This window comes from Variovorax davisae, assembly GCF_030316845.1.
Taxonomy (GTDB): Bacteria; Pseudomonadota; Gammaproteobacteria; order Burkholderiales; family Burkholderiaceae_C; genus Variovorax; species Variovorax davisae.
This window is the reverse complement of sequence record NZ_JASZYS010000004.1, coordinates 14,979-32,318: the sequence shown is the minus strand read 5'-3', so window position 1 is coordinate 32,318 and position 17,340 is coordinate 14,979. Positions and strand designations below refer to the sequence as shown.

Annotated in this window: 18 protein-coding genes; 6 read left to right on the top strand and 12 right to left on the bottom strand. The window is 68.8% G+C overall.

Annotated features, from left to right (window positions below; genetic code table 11):
- Positions 1–39 precede the first annotated feature (39 nt).
- From QTI33_RS10515 to QTI33_RS10500, 4 genes are read right to left on the bottom strand one after another with little or no spacing between them, the layout of a single operon-like run.
- Positions 40–1,224: an acetyl-CoA C-acyltransferase gene (locus QTI33_RS10515; protein WP_286505815.1), complete on the bottom strand. Its 1,185-nt coding sequence runs from the start codon at positions 1,222–1,224 to the stop codon at positions 40–42.
- Between the two features lie 33 nt (positions 1,225–1,257).
- A complete protein-coding gene (aceK, locus tag QTI33_RS10510; protein WP_286505814.1) occupies positions 1,258–3,069 on the bottom strand; it encodes a bifunctional isocitrate dehydrogenase kinase/phosphatase in 1,812 nt (603 codons plus the stop codon).
- A gap of 14 nt (positions 3,070–3,083) precedes the next feature.
- Positions 3,084–3,791, bottom strand: a complete 708-nt coding sequence (gene can, locus QTI33_RS10505) for a carbonate dehydratase (RefSeq protein ID WP_286505813.1) — start codon at positions 3,789–3,791, stop codon at positions 3,084–3,086.
- 40 nt (positions 3,792–3,831) lie between these two features.
- Positions 3,832–4,227 carry a MerR family transcriptional regulator gene (locus tag QTI33_RS10500; RefSeq protein WP_286505811.1) on the bottom strand — a complete coding sequence of 132 codons (396 nt, stop codon included), beginning with the start codon at positions 4,225–4,227 and terminating at the stop codon, positions 3,832–3,834.
- Positions 4,228–4,324: 97 nt separating this feature from the next.
- On the opposite strand from QTI33_RS10500, the gene QTI33_RS10495 reads away from it, so the two are divergent.
- From QTI33_RS10495 to QTI33_RS10480, 4 genes are all read left to right on the top strand, one after another.
- Positions 4,325–5,386 (top strand): MBL fold metallo-hydrolase, encoded by a 1,062-nt coding sequence (locus tag QTI33_RS10495; RefSeq protein WP_286505809.1) that lies wholly within the window; start codon positions 4,325–4,327, stop codon positions 5,384–5,386.
- Positions 5,383–6,699 (top strand): leucine-rich repeat-containing protein kinase family protein, encoded by a 1,317-nt coding sequence (locus tag QTI33_RS10490; RefSeq protein ID WP_286505807.1) that lies wholly within the window; start codon positions 5,383–5,385, stop codon positions 6,697–6,699. The genes QTI33_RS10495 and QTI33_RS10490 overlap by 4 nt, the downstream gene beginning before the upstream one ends.
- Position 6,700: 1 nt before the next feature.
- Positions 6,701–7,600 carry a pseudouridine synthase gene (locus QTI33_RS10485; RefSeq protein WP_286505806.1) on the top strand — a complete coding sequence of 300 codons (900 nt, stop codon included), beginning with the start codon at positions 6,701–6,703 and terminating at the stop codon, positions 7,598–7,600.
- A gap of 97 nt (positions 7,601–7,697) precedes the next feature.
- Positions 7,698–8,468, top strand: a complete 771-nt coding sequence (locus tag QTI33_RS10480) for an SDR family oxidoreductase (RefSeq protein WP_286505805.1) — start codon at positions 7,698–7,700, stop codon at positions 8,466–8,468.
- Between the two features lie 13 nt (positions 8,469–8,481).
- Here the strand turns inward: QTI33_RS10480 and QTI33_RS10475 are convergent, their stop codons facing one another.
- The 8 genes from QTI33_RS10475 to QTI33_RS10440 form a co-directional block, all read right to left on the bottom strand.
- Positions 8,482–9,363 (bottom strand): M48 family metallopeptidase, encoded by an 882-nt coding sequence (locus QTI33_RS10475; protein ID WP_286505804.1) that lies wholly within the window; start codon positions 9,361–9,363, stop codon positions 8,482–8,484.
- 10 nt (positions 9,364–9,373) lie between these two features.
- A complete protein-coding gene (locus tag QTI33_RS10470) occupies positions 9,374–10,141 on the bottom strand; it encodes a lysophospholipid acyltransferase family protein (RefSeq protein WP_286505803.1) in 768 nt (255 codons plus the stop codon).
- Entirely contained in the window at positions 10,141–10,716 is a 576-nt protein-coding gene (gene gmhB, locus QTI33_RS10465; protein ID WP_286505802.1) for a D-glycero-beta-D-manno-heptose 1,7-bisphosphate 7-phosphatase, read from the bottom strand. Before gmhB ends, QTI33_RS10470 begins: the two co-directional genes overlap by 1 nt.
- The gene (locus tag QTI33_RS10460) at positions 10,713–11,246 is read right to left on the bottom strand and encodes a DUF6036 family nucleotidyltransferase (protein ID WP_286505800.1); all 534 of its coding nucleotides are present in this window, start codon (positions 11,244–11,246) and stop codon (positions 10,713–10,715) included. Before QTI33_RS10460 ends, gmhB begins: the two co-directional genes overlap by 4 nt.
- Positions 11,243–11,572 carry a hypothetical protein gene (locus QTI33_RS10455; protein ID WP_286505798.1) on the bottom strand — a complete coding sequence of 110 codons (330 nt, stop codon included), beginning with the start codon at positions 11,570–11,572 and terminating at the stop codon, positions 11,243–11,245. The genes QTI33_RS10460 and QTI33_RS10455 overlap by 4 nt, the downstream gene beginning before the upstream one ends.
- A gap of 24 nt (positions 11,573–11,596) precedes the next feature.
- Positions 11,597–13,738 carry a glycine--tRNA ligase subunit beta gene (gene glyS, locus QTI33_RS10450; protein ID WP_286505796.1) on the bottom strand — a complete coding sequence of 714 codons (2,142 nt, stop codon included), beginning with the start codon at positions 13,736–13,738 and terminating at the stop codon, positions 11,597–11,599.
- A 3-nt stretch (positions 13,739–13,741) separates the two neighbouring features.
- Positions 13,742–14,647, bottom strand: a complete 906-nt coding sequence (glyQ, locus tag QTI33_RS10445) for a glycine--tRNA ligase subunit alpha (RefSeq protein WP_286505795.1) — start codon at positions 14,645–14,647, stop codon at positions 13,742–13,744.
- 78 nt (positions 14,648–14,725) lie between these two features.
- The gene (locus QTI33_RS10440) at positions 14,726–15,793 is read right to left on the bottom strand and encodes an asparaginase (protein ID WP_286505793.1); all 1,068 of its coding nucleotides are present in this window, start codon (positions 15,791–15,793) and stop codon (positions 14,726–14,728) included.
- A 174-nt stretch (positions 15,794–15,967) separates the two neighbouring features.
- Between QTI33_RS10440 and QTI33_RS10435 the strand changes: the two genes are divergently transcribed.
- Both QTI33_RS10435 and QTI33_RS10430 read left to right on the top strand, forming a co-directional pair.
- The gene (locus QTI33_RS10435; protein WP_286505792.1) at positions 15,968–16,648 is read left to right on the top strand and encodes a TetR family transcriptional regulator C-terminal domain-containing protein; all 681 of its coding nucleotides are present in this window, start codon (positions 15,968–15,970) and stop codon (positions 16,646–16,648) included.
- A 99-nt stretch (positions 16,649–16,747) separates the two neighbouring features.
- Positions 16,748–17,335 (top strand): NAD(P)H-dependent oxidoreductase, encoded by a 588-nt coding sequence (locus QTI33_RS10430; RefSeq protein ID WP_286505791.1) that lies wholly within the window; start codon positions 16,748–16,750, stop codon positions 17,333–17,335.
- Positions 17,336–17,340: the final 5 nt, after the last annotated feature.

Here is a 17,340-nt window from a genome sequence, read left to right as displayed (position 1 = left end):
AACTCCGAAGGGAATGAAAAAACGATTCTAGGCAGCGGCTCAGACCAGCTCGATCGCCACCGCGGTGCCTTCGCCGCCGCCGATGCACAGCGTGGCGACGCCGCGCTTCTTGCCGCGCTGCTGCAGGGCGTGGATCAGCGTCACCATGATGCGCGCGCCGCTGGCGCCGATCGGGTGCCCCAGCGCGCAGGCGCCGCCATGGACGTTGACGATGTCGTGCGACACGCCCAGCTCGTGCATCAGCGCCATCGGCACCACCGCGAAGGCCTCGTTGACCTCCCAGAGGTCGACGTCCTTGACGCTCCAGCCGGTCTTCTTGAACAGCTTGGCGACCGCGCCGACCGGGGCGGTGGAGAACCACTCGGGCTGCTGCGCATGGGTGGCGTGGGCGACGATGCGGGCGATCGGCCTGGCGCCGTTCTTCGCCGCGCCGCTGCCGGTCATCATCACCAGCGCCGCGGCGCCGTCGTTGATCGACGAGCTCGACGCCGCGGTGATGGTGCCGCCGTCCTTTTTGAAGGCCGGCTTGAGCGTCGGGATCTTGTCGAGCTTGACCTTGCCCGGGCCTTCGTCGATCTCGATCACGGTGTCGCCGCCGCGGCCCTTGACGGTGACCGCGGCGATCTCGGCCTTGAAGGCACCCGACGTCGTCGCCGCCTTGGCGCGCTCGACGCTGGCGATCGCGAAGGCGTCCTGCTGCTCGCGCGTGAACTTGTACTTGGCCGCGCAGTCCTCGCCGAAGGTGCCCATCGAGCGGCCCGGCTGGTAGGCGTCTTCGAGGCCGTCGAGCATCATGTGGTCGAAGATGCGGTCGTGGCCCATGCGGTAGCCGCCGCGGCCCTTGAGCATCAGGTAGGGCGCGTTGGTCATGCTCTCCATGCCGCCGGCCACCATCACCTCGTGCGTGCCCGCCAGCAGCATGTCGTGCGCCAGCATCGCGGCCTTCATGGCCGAGCCGCACATCTTGCTGAGCGTGACCGCGCCCGCGCTGTCGGGCAGGCCGCCCTTGTAGGCCGCCTGGCGCGCCGGCGCCTGGCCCTGGCCGGCCATCAGGCAGTTGCCGAACAGCACCTCGCCGACGCTGTCGGCCGGAATGCCGGCGCGCTCGACCGCCGCCTTGATGGCGACGCCGCCCAGGTCATGCGCCGAGAGGGAAGAGAAGTCGCCCTGGAAGCCGCCCATCGGGGTGCGGGCGGCGCCGACGATCACGATCGATTCGCTCATGGATTTGCTCCTTCAGTGGTTGTCAGTCGGAAATCAGAAATAGGGGGTGGCGCTGCCGTGCTTGAAGCGCAGCGACTCGTCGTAGGGAAAGACATCCAGCATCTGCCCGGCCTGGATGCGCTGCTTGTGGCTCTGCCAGAAGGCGGCGTCGAGCAGGTCCGCATGGTGGGCCATGAAGGCCTCGCGCACCGCCGGGTTGCCGAGCAGGAAGGGCTCGAAAGTCTCGGGGAACACATCCTTCGGGCCGACGGAGTACCAGACCTCGCCGCTCATCTCGTCCTCCTCGTTGCGCGGCGCCGGCACCTTGCGGAAGTTGCAGTCGGTGAGGTATTCGATCTCGTCATAGTCGTAGAACACCACCTTGCCGCCGCGCGTGACGCCGAAGTTCTTGAACAGCATGTCGCCCGGGAAGATGTTGGCCGCCACCATGTCCTTGATCGCATTGCCGTACTCGATCACCGCGTGCTCCAGTTGCTTGCTCGCGCGCCTGGCGTGCTCGGGCTGCGCCAGCAGGTCGAAGGACTCCTGCAGGAAGAGGTTCAACGGGATCATGCGGCGCTCGATGTAGACGTGCTTGACCACCACCTCCATCTCCCCGTTGCCGTCGCGGTCGCCGATCTCGAGCTGGCTCGGCGCGAACTTGCGGATCTCCTCGATCAGCTCGGGCTCGAAGCGGTCGAGCGGAAAGCCGACGTCGCTGTACTCCAGGGTGTCGGCCATCCGCCCCACGCGGTCGTGCTGCTTCACGAGCAGGTACTTGCGCTTGATCTGCTCGCGCGTGGTGTCCTTCTGCGGCGGGTAGAAGTCCTTGATGACCTTGAACACGTACGGGAACGAGGGCAGGTCGAACACCAGCATCACCATGCCCTTGATGCCCGGCGCGATGCGGAACCGGTCGCTGGAATAATTCAGGTGGTAGAGAAAGTCGCGATAGAACAGCGTCTTGCCCTGCTTGGCCAGGCCGAGCGCGTTGTAGATCTCGGCGCGCGGCTTGCGCGGCATCAGCGAACGCAGGAACTGCACGTAGGCCGAGGGCACCTCCATGTCGACCATGAAGTAGGCCCGCGCGAAGCTGAACAGCATCTGCAGGTCTTCCTCGCCGAACAGCGCCGCGTCGACATAGAACCGGCCCTCGGCGTCGTGCAGGATCGGCAGCGCGAACGGCATCTCGATGAAGCCGTTGTTGATCTTGCCGACCACGTAGGCGCCCTTGTTGCGATAGAACAGCCCCGACAGCACCTGCAGCTGGAAATTGGCGCGCAGCTTGACCTGGTGGAAGCGCCCGAGGATCGCCACCGCCACGCGCTCGGCGTCGCGGCGCCGGTCGGCAAAGCGCCCTTGCAGCGCGTAGTCCTCGAGCATCCGCTCGACCGTGTCGGCCAGCGTCTCGCGTTCGGGGTAGTAGGCGCGGTAGGTCGGCGCATCGCGCGGCTCGATGTACTCGGTGCTGATCGCCGGCCGCACGAAGATGAAATCGTTCTGGAAGTAGGCCCGGTGCAGGATCTTGGTCGTGACCGAATTGAAGAAGCTCTCGGCCAGCTCCGGCTGGTGGTGGTCGACCAAGAGGCCGATGAAGTGCAGCTTGACCTGGTGCCAGACCTCCATCGGCTGCTCGCCGGCCTTGAACTCCTTCTCGAGGCGGGCCACCGCCTCGCCCACCCGCAGGTCGTAGAACTCGATGCGCTCGCGCTGGGCCCGCTGCTGGCCATGCCAGTCGGCGGTCTCGAAGCGGTGCTTGGCGCGCGCCGACTCGGCGCGGAACAGCCGATAGTGCCGATCGAAGCCGTCGCGCATCGCCCGCGCGATGTCATAGGCGAGCGGCGAATCGAGGCGCTGCGGGAACATGGGCCGATGCCGGGCTACTTGATGTATTCGGAGGTGCCCGTGTCCGCCGGCTTGCTCCACTTGTAGCGGATGCGCTGGACGGCGGCGCGGTACTGGTTCTCCATCGGCTTGGTGCCGTCCACGGTCAGCTCCAGGTCCTGGATGAGGCCGTCGTGCACGCCGAAGGCCCAGCCGTGGATCGTGACCGACTGGTTGCGGCTCCAGGCATCCTGCATCACGGTGCTGACGGCCACGTTGACCACCTGCTCCGCCACGTTCAGCTCGCACAGCGCGTTGGCGCGCGCGGCCTCGGGCAGGCTGTCGAGCATCACGTGGTGGCGGTCGCGCACGTCCTGGATGTGGCGCAGCCAGTTGTCGGCGATGCCGATGCGCGCGCCTTCGAGCGCGGCCTGGACGCCGGAGCAGCCGTAGTGGCCGACCACCATGATGTGCTGGACCTTGAGCCGCTCGACCGCGAACTGGATCGCCGACAGCGCGTTGAGGTCGGAGTGCACCACGATGTTGGCGACGTTGCGGTGCACGAACACCTCGCCCGGCTCGAGGCCGGTGATCTGGTTGGCGGGCACCCGGCTGTCGGAGCAGCCGATCCACATGTACTTGGGGGTCTGCTGCTTCACCAGGCTGGTGAAGAAACCGGGCCGATCGCGCTCCATGCGCGACGACCAGGCGCGGTTGTGAGCGAACAGGTCCTCGAGGGAGTCGGGCTTGTTTTCGATGGTCATTTTTCGTGATGAAAGAGTTGGGGGGATGCGCCGGCCGGGCTCAGCGCGCTTTCGGCTTCGACGCGCGCGCCAGCGCCGCCCGGGCCTGTTTTTCCTGCGCCCGGACCTCGTCCAGGTTGGCTTGCAGTTCGGCCAGCTGCGCTTCGAGCTGTTCGCGGTGGGCGCCGAGCACGCCCAGGAAGCGCTCCAGCTGCACGGCGGTGTCGCGCGGACTGTCGTACATGTCGAGTATCTCGCGCGCCTCGGTCAGCTTCAGGCCGAGCCGCTTGGCGCGCAAGGTCAGCGTCAGCCGGGCCCGGTCGCGGGAGGTGTAGATTCGCTGCAGCCCGGCCCGGCGCGGCGCCAGCAGGCCGATGTCCTCGTAGAAGCGGATCGCCCGGGTGGTGAGATCGAACTCCTTGGCGAGCTCGCCGATGGTGAAGGTCTGCGAAGGCATGAAAAAATGGGTCGGAGCGTGGGCGACAGCAAGTTCGGGCGGCACTGCCTACAATGTGGGCTCAAAGCCATGACGTTTACGTTAACGTCAATCGTACATGAACCTTCTCGAACGCGAACTCCATTACCCCCTCGGCGACACCCTGCCGGCCCCCGGCCAGGCGGTCGACGTGGCGCCCGGCATTCGCTGGATCCGCATGGCGCTGCCCTTCGCGCTCGACCACATCAACCTCTGGCTGCTGCGCGACAGCATTGACGGCGTCGAAGGCTGGAGCGTGGTCGACTGCTGCATCTCGCATGACGCGGCCCGCGCCCAGTGGGAGCAGATCTTCGAGACCCAGCTCCAGGGGCTGCCGATCCTGCGTGTCATCGTGACCCACATGCACCCCGACCACATCGGCCTGGCGCACTGGCTGTGCGAGCGCTGGAAGGCGCCGCTGTGGATCAGCTCGACCGACTACCACGTGGCGCGCGTGCTCACCACCGCCGGCGACACGCTGGCCGGCGGCGACGCGGCGGCCGACTTCTTCGCCTCGCACGGCCTGACCGACCCCGAGGCGGTCGCCAAGATCCGCGCCCGCACCAGCTACTACGCCAACATGGTGCCCTCGGTGCCGGCGAGCTTCGTGCGCATGCTCGACGGCGACGACGTCATGATCGGCGGCCGTGCCTGGCGCTGCATCAGCGGCTACGGCCATGCGCCAGAGCACATCGCGCTCTATTGCGAAGAACTCAAGGTGCTGCTGGGCGGCGACATGATGCTGCCGCGCATCTCGACCAACGTGAGCGTGCACGCGGGCGAGCCCGAGGCGAACGCATTGCGGCTGTTCCTCGACAGCATCGAGCGCTTCAAGTCGCTGCCGGTCGACACCCTGGGCCTGCCGTCGCACGGCAAGCCCTTCACCGGCATCCATCGCCGCGTCGAGCAGCTGCAGGAGCACCACCGCGACCGCCTGGCCGAATTGCTGGAAGCCTGCCTGGCCCGCCCGCACAGCGCCGCCGAAGGCCTGCCGATCCTGTTCAAGCGGCAGCTCGACCTGCACCAGATGACCTTCGCGATGGGCGAGACCGTGGCCCACCTGCACCTCCTGTGGTTCTCGGGCCAGCTGCGACGCCGGCTCGGCGACGACGGCATCTACCGGTTCGGCGCGCTGGCATGAGCGATGCGCTGGGTCGGCTGCGCGCGGGCGAGATGGCCGGAGCGCAGCGGCTCGACCTCAGCGGCGGCCTCACCGAGCTGCCGCCCGAGGTCTTCGGGCTGGCGGATTCGCTCGAGGTGCTCAACCTCTCCGGCAACGCGCTGCGCACGCTGCCGCACGACCTGCACCGGCTGCACCGCCTGCGCGTTCTCTTCTGTTCCGACAACCAGTTCACCGAACTGCCCGAAGCCGTCGGCCAATGCCCGCGGCTCGAGATGGTGGCCTTCAAGGCCAACCAGATCGAAAAGGTGCCGGCGGCGGCGCTGCCGCCCTCGTTGCGCTGGCTGATCCTCACCGACAACCGGATCGACGCCCTGCCGGCCGAACTCGGCGAGCGCGCGCGGCTGCAAAAGCTCATGCTCGCCGGCAATCGCCTGAAGGCACTGCCGGAATCGATGGCGGACTGCCGGGCGCTCGAACTGGTGCGCATGTCGGCCAACCGCTTCGAGGCACTGCCGGGCTGGCTGCTCTCGCTGCCGCGGCTGTCGTGGCTGGCCTTCGCGGGCAACCCCTTCGACGAGGCGCCCGAGGCGATGGCGATGGATGCGCAGCCGAACCAGGCCATCGACTGGTCGTCGCTCGCGCTGAAGCACAAGCTCGGCGAAGGCGCCTCCGGCGTGATCCACCAGGCCGACTGGCGGCAGCCGGACGGCCGCCTGCGGCCGGTGGCGGTGAAGCTGTTCAAGGGCGCCGTGACCAGCGACGGCTGGCCGCACAGCGAGATGGCGGCCTGCCTGGCGGCCGGGCCCCATCCGGGGCTGATCCCGGTGCTGGGCCGGATCGCGCACCATCCCGAGGCCAGCGCCGGCCTGGTGCTCGAACTGGTCGACCCGGGCTTCCGCAACCTGGCCGGCCCGCCGAGCCTCGCCTCGTGCACCCGCGACGTCTATGGCGACGAGGCCCGCTGGTCGGCGCCGACGGCCCTGCGCATGGCCCGCGGCATCGCCTCGGCGATCGCGCGGCTGCATGCGCGCGGCATCCTGCATGGCGATCTCTACGGCCACAACATTCTCTGGAACGGCCGCGGCGACGCCCTGCTCGGCGATTTCGGCGCCGCCTCGTTCCTGCCGCGCGACGATGCGGCGCAGTCGCAGGCGCTGCAGCGCACCGAGGCGCGCGCCTTCGGCTGCCTGCTGGAGGAGTTGGCCGAGCGCTGCGAAGCGCCCGATGCGGCCACGCGGGCGCTGCTGGCCGGCCTCCAGGCACGCTGCCTCGACGACGACTCCGCCCAGCGCCCGCTGTTCGACGAGATCGCCGCCGCCCTGGGCGCCTGAGATGGCAGCCCTGCCGCTCCCCGTGCGCGACGGCGTGGGACCGAGCTGCGTGGCGCTGCCCGTGGGCGACTGGCCGACCATCGCCGAGTTCCTGGTCCAGCGCTTCGCGGCCATCCCGCGCGCCACCTGGGCGGCGCGCATCGAGGCCGGCGACGTGGTCGACGAGCACGGCCAGCGCGTGACGCACGCCCGGCCCTACCAGCCGCGGCTGCGCGTCTACTACTACCGGGCGCTCGAGGCCGAGCCCGTGATCCCGTTCCAGGAGCAGGTGATCCATCAGGATGCGCACCTGCTGGTGGTCGACAAGCCACATTTCCTGCCGGTCACGCCGGTCGGCAAGTACGTGCAGCAGAGCCTGCTGGTGCGGCTCAAGCGGGCCCTGGGCCTCGAGCACCTGGCGCCGCTGCACCGCATCGACCGCGAGACCGCGGGGATCGTGCTGTTCTCTGTGCTGCCGGCGAGCCGCGGCCCGTACAGCGCGCTGTTCGCCGAGCGCGCCGTCCACAAGCGCTACGAGGCGATCGTGCCCTGGCGGGCCGGGCGCGCACTGCCCGCCGTGCGCCACAGCCGGCTCGCGCCCGACCAGCATTTCATGCGCATGGCCGAGGTCGCCGGCGAGCCCAATGCCGAGACCCACTTCGAGATGCTGGAGGCGCGCGGCGGCTGGGCGCGGCTCGGCCTGTCGCCGTTCACCGGCCGCCGCCACCAACTGCGGGTGCACTGCGCGGCGCTCGGCATGCCGATCCGCAACGACGCGATCTACCCGGTGCTGTTGCCCGAAGGCAGCGACGATTTCGACCACCCGCTGCAACTGCTGGCGCGCGAGATCTCCTTCGTCGACCCGGTGACCGGCGCCGAGCGGCGCTTCACCAGCCTGCGCACGCTGACCCTGCCGGCCTGAGCTGGCACCAAGGTGACGCCCCGGGACGCCGGGCCGCACTAAGCTCCCGGAAGCCGCATTGCCCGGCCCCCGCATCGAACACCAGGAGACACACCGCATGGACACCACCCAACTCTTCTCGCTCAAGGGCCGCACCGCGCTCATCACCGGCGGCTCGCGCGGCATCGGCCGGATGATCGCCGAGGGCTTCCTGGCCCAGGGCGCCCGGGTCTACATCTCGGCCCGCAAGGCCGCGGCCTGCGACCAGACCGCCAAGGAGCTGTCGGCCTTCGGCCACTGCGTCTCGCTGCCGGCCGACGTCTCGACACTGCAGGGCGCGCAGGCGCTGGTCGAGGCCTACGCGAAGCACGAGGGCGCGCTCGACATCCTGGTCAACAACGCCGGCGCGGCCTGGGGCGCGCCCTACGCCGAGTTCCCCGAAAGCGGCTGGGACAAGGTGGTCGACCTGAACCTCAAGACGCCCTTCTTCCTGACCCAGGCCCTGACGCCGCTGCTCAAGAAGGCGGCCACCGACCACCTGGCCAAGGTCATCAATATCGCCTCGATCGACGGCATCTCGGTCAATCCGCAGGAAACCTATTCGTACGCCGCCAGCAAGGCCGGCCTGATCCAGCTCACGCGCCGCATGGCGCTGCGCCTGGCGCAGGATCGCATCGTGGTCAGCGCGATCGCGCCGGGCGCCTTCGCCTCCGACATGAACAAGGACGCGCGCGACCACGGCGACGAGGTCAAGGCGCGGATCCCGGCCGGCCGCATCGGCGAGCCCGAGGACATGGCGGCGGCGGCGATCTACCTGGCTTCGCGGGCCGGGGACTATGTGATGGGGTCGACGCTGGTGGTGGATGGCGGCGTGACGCACGCGCGCTGAACCGGCCTGCAATCTACCAGCGCGGCACCGGCTCGTCCTTGAGCTGCCTGCGCAGCTGCTGGTAGTCGGGCATCACGCTTTCCACGGTGTCCCAGAAGCGCGGGCTGTGGTCCATCACGCGCAGGTGGCTCAGTTCGTGGGCCACCACGTAGTCGATCACCGACATCCGGAAATGCACCAGCCGCCAGTGCAGCCGGATGGCGCCGTCGGCGCTGGCGCTGCCCCAGCGGGTCGAGGCGTTCGAGAGCGACAGCTTGTTCCAGCGCACGCCCAGGCGCGGCGCGAAATGATCGAGCCGCTCGATGAAGATGCGCCGCGCCTGGCGCATCAGCCAGGCCTGGGCGGCGTCGCGGATCTGTGGCGCGCCGGCGTTCTTGGCCAGCGCCAGCCGCAGCACCGGGGCCCCGCCACCCTCGGCCCCGGCATCGAGCACGCCCCCCACGCCATCGAAGGCATGGTGCGGATCGAGCCGCACCGTGACCTGCTGGCCGAGGAAGGGGAAGGCCACGCCGTCCTGCCATTCGATGCGGGCCGACTCCAGCCGTGCATGGCGCTGCCGGGTCTCGGCCAGCTTGCGCAGGATCCAGTCGCCCTTCTCCCGCACGGCGGCATCGACGTCGCGCAGCGCCACCCAGCGCGGCGCCCGCACCGACAGGCCCTCGGCGCCGACCAGGAAGCCGATGGTGCGCCGCTTGCCGCGGGTGAATTCGTAGGCGACGCGGGCATTGCCCAGCGTGACCTCGCGGGTGGCGCGCGGATGCACGAAGCTCGCGGGGCTCACCGCGTCGCCCAGCGGGATCGCCGGCGCGTGCGGGCCGGCCGGCGGCGGCAGCGGCGCCGGTTCGTCCGTCGACGCATCGAACAGGTCGAGCGTGAACTGCAGCAGGCCGCGCATGGTCAGGCCATCAGGCGGTGGTCGACGCCGCGGGCGCGGCCTCCGGCACATAAGCGTCGGGATCGAGCCGGTGCATCTCGGCCTCGATCCAGGCCTCGACCTCGCGCATCAGCTCGTCGGGCTTGCGGCCGACGCTCGAGATGGCCGGGCCGATCGAGACATCGACCACGCCCGGACGCTTGATGAAGGCCTTGCGCGGCCAGACCTTGGCCGAGGTCACGGCGATCGGCACCACCGGCACCCCGGTCTCGCAGGCCAGCCGCGTGCCGCCGCTCTTGTAGTGGCCCTTCTGGCCGCGCGGAATCCGCGTGCCTTCGGGAAACATGATGATCCAGATCCCTTGTGCCAGCAGCTTGCGGCCCTGCGCCACGACCTTGTTGAAGGCGTGCGTGCGCTGGCTGCGGTCGATGTGGATCATGTCGAGCCGCGCCATCGCCCAGCCGAAGAAGGGCACGTAGATCAATTCCTTCTTGAACACGAAGGCCAGCGGGTGCGGCATCAGCGTGGGCATGAGGAAGGTCTCGTAGGTCGACTGGTGCTTCACGAGCAGGATGCAGCCGGCCAGCTTGTCGGTCGGCAGGTTCTCCATGCCGGTGACGCGGGTGCGGATGCCCAGCAGCACGCGGGCGCCGCCGATCGCCCAGTTGAGCCATGTCACGGCCATCCAGTAGAGCGGGATGCCGCGCTTCCAGAGCGAGTTGACGCACATGATGATCCCCCAGGGGACCACGGTGACGAGCATCCACAGGGCGTGGACCAGGGAACGGACGAAATCCATCAGACAGCCACTTTCAGCGCCGCGCGCGCTTCGCGCTCCAGCAGGAAATCGACGAAGGCCGCGAGGTCTTCATGCACGCAGGTGTTCGGCGGGTATTCGGGGGGCAGCGGCACGCCGCGGCAGGCCTGGCCCATGCCGGTCAGCAGCAGGTGCGGCTCGCAGCCGGCGGCCGCGCCGGCGAGCAGGTCGCGCAGGCTGTCGCCCGCGGTCGGCACGTTGGCCAGGTCGACGCCGTAGCGCTCCCCGATCTGCAGGAACAGGCCCGGCTTGGGCTTGCGGCAGTCGCAACCTTCGTCGGGGCTGTGCGGGCAGTAGAACACCGCATCGACCCGTCCCCCCACGGCCGCCAGCATCTTGTGCATCTTGGCGTGCATCGCGTTGAGCGAAGCGACGTCGAACAGCCCGCGCCCGAGGCCCGACTGGTTCGATGCGATGACCACGTGCCAGCCCGCATGATTGAGCCGCGCCACCGCCTCGAGCGCGCCGGGCAGCGGCGTCCACTCGAGGTCGCTCTTGACGAAGTCCTCGCGGTGGACGTTGAGGGAACCGTTGCGGTCGAGGATGACGAGTTTCATGGTGAGGCTTTCGCTTCGATCCGGCGACGCTCGACCCATTGCTGGATGTGCGTCAACGGATACCGGGTTGCTTCCAGCATTGCAATGCGCTCCTTGAGCGTCTCCACCGTGATGTATCCGCCTCGAAGCAGCTCGCGAACGAAGTCGGCGTCCTTGTCTCGACCCGCCACGCATTTCGAGACCGCAAGGTCATGCAGGTCGGGGCAGATGGCGGTGACTTCACCCACGTCGTGAAGACTCGCGCGCTTCATCCAGTCGGCCGGCATGACGGCCGTCTCGGGCCCCACGCCATCCGCAAAATAGCCGAAGGTATCGTGAAAACTCGAATGCATTCCGATCGCACCATCGATCAGATCGGCCCGCTCGGGATGCAATGCCGGATAAAGGTCGACCTCGCGCGACACGAGAAGCGACTCAGGAGGCTCGTCCAGCAGCAGCAGGATCGCCTGGCTGCCGACGACGACCATCGAGTTCTCATCTGCGATGGCGGCCGAGGCGCGCAGCACATGCTTGAGTTCATCCAGCTTCATCGCGTGGCAACTGGGTCGCGCGCCTGCCGCAGCATGGCCCCGCGCTCGTGCTGATCGACAAGCCCGCCGAGGGGTGAAACGCTTCGCATGAGCGTTCCGTGCTCGGACTCGGCCAAGACCGCCGTCTCGAGCACCGGGAGTTGTTGTTCGAGCAGATGCTCCCACTCGACCCAGAGCGGATCGGACCGAGTGGCACCGGCGCGCGCGCGCCAGCGCTCCAAGGTCTCGAGGGCACGCTGCCGCAGCGCCGGCTCGCGACGCAGGGCGGCAATGGCCTTGCGGTGCAGAGCCAGAGAGAACTGATCCAGTTGCTGCTGCCGGTTCATGGGTCGATTATTGAGCCGCTGGGCTCACGCCGCCAGCCGTTCCAGCTGCGCCACCCGGTTCATCGCCGCATGCAGCAGCATCAGCAGGCCGAGCCGGTTCAGCCGCAGGTCGGCCTGCTCGGCATTGACCATCACGCCGTCGAAGAAGGCGTCGACCGGCCCGCGCAGCGCCGCCAGCGTCTGCAGCGAGGCGGTGTAGTCGCCCTTCTCGAACTGCGCGTCGGCCACCGGCACCACCTCGCGCATCGCGGCGTGCAGCGCCTTCTCGGCCGGCTCCAACAGCAGCAGGTCGCTGACGTGGGCATCGGCCTCGGGCGACTTCTTGAGGATGTTGCCGATGCGCTTGTTGGCCGCGGCCAGGGCAGGCGCTTCCGGCAGCGCGGCGAAGGCGCGCACCGCCGCCAGCAGCTTGGGCACCTCGCCGAGCCGCTGCGGACGCGGGGCCAGCACGGCATCGACTTCCTGAGCGCTGGCGCCCTGCTCGCGCAGGCTGCCGGAGAGCCGGTCGTAGATGAAGGCTTCGAGGGCATCGGTGGGATCGTTCAGTGCGAGCTCCCCACCCTTCGGCGCATGGAAGGCGGCAAAGGCGCTGCCCAGCACCGCGCGCAGGTCGAGCGGCAGGTGGCGCTCGACCAGCATGCGGATCACGCCCAGCGCATGGCGGCGCAGCGCGAACGGGTCGCGGTCGCCGGTCGGCAGGTTGCCGATGCCGAACATGCCGACCAGGGTCTCGAGCTTGTCGGCCAGCGCGACCACGACCCCGACCGGGTTGCGCGGCAGTTCGTCGCCCGCGAAGCGCGGCTTGTAGTGGTCTTCGATCGCGTCGGCCACCGCGGCGTCGAGGCCGTCGTGCAGCGCGTAGTAGCGACCCATCGTGCCCTGCAGCTCGGGGAACTCGCCGACCATGTCGGTCACCAGGTCGGCCTTGGCGAGCTGCGCGGCCTGGGTGGCCTGGCGCGCCAGGGTGGCGTCGCCGAGCTGCTCGGCCAGCGCGCGCGCGATCCGCATCACGCGCTCGACCCGCTCGCCCTGGGTGCCGAGCTTGTTGTGGTAGACCACCTTGGCCAGCGATTCGACCCGCGACGCCAGCGACTTCTTGCGGTCCTGGTCGAAGAAGAACTTGGCGTCCGCCAGCCGCGGGCGCACCACGCGCTCGTTGCCGCCGATGACCGCGCTGGCGTCGTCGGGGCGGATGTTGCTGACCACCAGGAACCTGTTGCTGAGCTTGCCCGACGCATCGAGCAGCGGGAAGTACTTCTGGTTGGCCTTCATCGTGAGGATCAGGCACTCCTGCGGCACGTCGAGGAACTCGCGTTCGAATTCGCACACCAGCACGTTGGGCCGCTCGACCAGCGCCGTGACCTCGTCGAGCAGGGCGTCGTCGTCGATCGGCTGCATGCCGCCGCCGACCTTCACGGCCGCTTCGGCGAGCTGCCGCGCGATCTCGAGCCGGCGCGCCTCGAAGCCCGGGATGACCGCGCCCTGTTCGCTCATCTGGCCGGCATAGCTGTTGGCGTCGCGCAGCTCGATCGGATCGACCGCCGCCTCGAAGCGATGGCCGTGGGTCTGCCGCCCGGCCGTGAGGCCGAGCGCGCCGACCGGCACCACCGCGTCGCCGTGCAGCGCCACCAGGCCATGCGCCGGCCGCACGAAGCTGACGCTGGACCAGCCCGGCAGTTCGCAGTTCGTCTCGAGCTGGTAGCTCATGACCTTCGGGATCGGCAGCTTGGCGATCGCCTCGGCCAGCGCCTTCTGCAACCCCTCGGCCAGGGTCGCGCCCTTGGCGATGCTCTGGAAGAACAGCGCCTCGGCCTTGCCGTCCATGGCGCGTTGCAGCCCCGGCACCGCGCCGGCGTCGGCGCCCAGCGCCGCCAGCCGCTTGAGCAGGGCCGGCGTGGCCTGGCCCGAGGCGTCGAGGCCCACCGTCACCGGCATGAGCTTCTGCGAAACCGCCTTGTCGGCGGCCTGCGCCAGCACGTTCGTCAGGTGCGCGGCCAGCCGCCGCGGCGAGGCATAGGCGGTGAGCACCGAGCCGGCATCGGCGAGGCCCTGGGCGACCAGCTGGTCGCGCAGCACCGTGGCGAAGGCATCACCGAGCTTCTTCAGCGCCTTGGGCGGCAGTTCCTCGACGAACAGTTCGACGAGCAGGTTGTTGTTCGTGGTCATCGCTCAGGCCGCCTTCTTCGTCATCTGTGCAACCCACTCGCGCGGCGCCATCGGGAAACCGAGCCGCTCGCGGCTCTCGTAGTAGCTCTGCGCGACGCTGCGCGCGAGGTTGCGGATGCGGCCGATGTAGGCGGCGCGCTCGGTCACGCTGATCGCGCCGCGCGCGTCCAGCAGGTTGAAGCTGTGGGCCGCCTTGAGCACCTGCTCGTAGGCCGGCAACGCGAGCTGCGCCTCCATCAGGTGCTTGGCCTGCTTCTCGTGGGCGGCAAAGGCGGTGAACAGGAACTCGGCGTCGCTGTGCTCGAAGTTGTAGGTCGACTGCTCGACCTCGTTCTGCTTGAAGACGTCGCCGTAGCTCAAGCCCTCGGTCCACTTCAGGTTGTAGACGTTGTCGACGCCCTGCAGGTACATCGCCAGGCGTTCCAGCCCGTAGGTGATCTCGCCGGTGATCGGCCGGCAGTCGATGCCGCCGACCTGCTGGAAGTAGGTGAACTGCGTCACCTCCATGCCGTTGAGCCAGACTTCCCAGCCCAGGCCCCAGGCGCCGAGCGTCGGGTTCTCCCAGTCGTCCTCGACGAAGCGGATGTCGTTCTTCTTGAGGTCGAAGCCGAGCGCTTCGAGCGAGCCCAGGTAGAGCTCCAGGATGTTGCTCGGCGCCGGCTTCAGCACCACCTGGTACTGGTAGTAGTGCTGCAGCCGGTTCGGGTTCTCGCCGTAGCGGCCGTCCTTGGGCCGGCGGCTCGGCTGCACGTAGGCCGCCTTCCAGGGCTCGGGGCCGAGCGCACGCAGGAAGGTGGCGGTGTGCGAGGTGCCGGCGCCGACCTCCATGTCGTACGGCTGCAGCAGGGCGCAGCCCTGGGCGTCCCAGTAGGCTTGGAGCTTGAGGATGATCTGTTGGAAAGTCAGCATGATGGGCCTGGTGGCCGCAGGAGGGCGAAGCGCCCGCCGAGGCGGCGAACCGGCCATTTTACGAGCGGCCGGCCAGGCTCAATACTCCCAGAAAATGCGTTGCAGTTCCTTCGTGTCTTTGGTCTTCGTCAGCGCCACCATCGCCAGGATCCGCGCCTTCTGCGGCCGCAGGTCGTGCGCCACCACCCAGTCGTACTTGTCGTCCGGCTGCTCGGCATTGCGGATCACGAAGCCGTCCGGCACCCGCGAGCTGCGGATCACGGGGATGCCGTCGGCACGCACCTTCTGCAGCACCGGCACGATCCGGTCGGCCACCGAGCCGTTGCCGGTGCCGGCATGCACCAGCGCCTTGATGCCGCTGGCGGCCAGCGCGTTGATGGCGGTGGGGGCCACGCCTTCGTAGCCCAGCGCGATCTCCACCGGCGGCAGGGCGTCGATGCTGTCGATGTCGAACTCCGACTGCATGGTGTGGCGCTTCACCGGCGCGCGGAACCAGTAGTTGCGCCCCTCCACGATCATGCCCAGCGGTCCCCACTGGCTCTTGAAGGCCTCGGTCTTGATGTTGACCGTCTTGCTGACGTCGCGCCCGCTCTGGATCTCGTCGTTCATCGTCACCAGCACGCCGCGGCCGCCGGCATCCTTGCTGGCCGCGACGTTGACCGCGTTGAACAGGTTCAGCGCACCGTCGGCCGACAGCGCGGTGCCCGGGCGCATCGAGCCGACCACGATGATCGGCTTGGCCGTGTGGACCGTCAGCGTGAGGAAGTAGGCGGTCTCTTCCAGCGTGTCGGTGCCGTGGGTGATCACGATGCCGTCGACGTCGGGCTGCTTCGACAGGGCCGAAACGCGCTTGGCCAAGGTCAGCAGGTTGTCGTTGGTCAGGCTTTCGGAGGCGACCTGGAACACCTGTTCGCCGCGCACGTTGGCCACCTTGGCGAGCTCGGGCAGGCCGGCGATCAGCTTGTCGACCGGCACCTTGGCCGCCGAATAGGTGGCGCTGTTGACCGCCGAGGCGCCGGCGCCGGCGATGGTGCCGCCGGTGGCCAGGATCACGACGTTGGGCAGCGACTGGGCCTGGGCGACGGCAGCGGCCGCCAGCAGCGCGGCGGCGCCCGCCAGCTGGCGGAAACGGGAAGCGAAGTACATGGAGGCTCCTTGGGAGGTGTGGTGCGACAGGGGCGAAAAGATACCGGATCGCGGCCGTTGCGGCGCAGGCCCTCGATGCCGTGCACGCATGCGGTCATGCCGGCCCGCCGGCCGTCGTGGCGCAGCAAGTTCCGGGCAAGCGCTACCATCCTCCCGCGGCACCCGCCGAAAACGATGACCTCCGAGACCTTCTCTTCCGAGCCCCCGTCCGCCCAGCAGATGCCGGCCCCCAGCGGCCCGCTGTCGCGCGCGCGGCCCGGGCGCGAGCGCATCCTGGCCGCGATCCGCAGCGCGGCCATCGCCGAATTCAGCCTGCACGGCCTCAAGGGCGCCTCGACGCAGGCGATCGCCGCCCGCGCCGGACTCACCAAGCCCCAGCTGCACTACTACATCCCCGGCAAGGAAGAGCTCTACGAAGAGCTGCTGATGCAGGTGCTGCACGACTGGAAGGTGGTGTTCTCGTTCGAGGACCACGCCGGCGCACCCGGCGCAGTGCTCGGCGACTACATCCGCAAGAAGCTCGACCACGCCTTCGACAATCCCGAGATCTCGCGGATCTTCACCCGCGAGGTGCTCGACGGCGGCCGCAACCTCGAACGCTACTGGCCCAACGCCAGGCTCTGGACGCAAAAGAAGGTCGACATCATCAACGGCTGGATCGCCCGCGGCCTGATGCGGCCGCTCGATGCCCGGCTGCTGCTGATGCACATCTGGGCCATGACCCAGAGCTATGCCGACTACGCGCTGCAGACGCGCGTGATGCTCGGCCTGCCGCCCGACGCGCCGCTCGACCGCGAGCCGATCGCGCGCGAGTTGGTGGCCTTCGTCCTCGGCGGCTGCGGCATCAGGACCTGACCCGCTTTCCTGGCCAGTTGTCCCGCTTTTGGTGCGGAGGCCCTGGCACGTCGCTTGCATAACCTGACCACTTGCTCTGATTAAGCGGTCAAACACACCATGCGCGTGCTCGTCGTCTACTGCCACCCGGTCGAAACCAGCTTCCATGCGGCGCTGCACCAGGAGGTGCTGCGCAACCTGCGCGCCGCCGGCCACGAGGTCGACGACTGCGACCTCTATGCCGAGGGCTTCGACCCGGTGCTGTCGCGCGAGGAACGCCTGGGCTACCACGAGGTGCCGAGCAACCAGCTGCCGCTGCAGCGCCATGTCGAGCGGCTGCAGTGGGCCGAAGGCATCGTGTTCTGCTTCCCGACCTGGTGCTTCGGCCTGCCGGCGATGCTCAAGGGCTATTTCGACCGGCTCTTCATGCCCGGCGTCGCCTTCGACCTCAGCGACCCGAAGAACGTCAAGCCGATGCTCACCAACATCCAGCGCATCTCCGCCGTCGTGACCTACGGCCGCCCGCGCTGGGTGGCCTGGTACATGGGCGACCCGCCGCGCAAGATCGTCACGCGCTACATGCTGCGCCTCACCGGCAAGCAGGCGCGGGTCGACTACCACGCCCACTACCACATGAACGTGGCGACCGAGCCGCAGCTGAAGCGCTTCATGCAGCGCGTCGGCCAGGCCATGGCGCGCTTCGCCTGAACCCC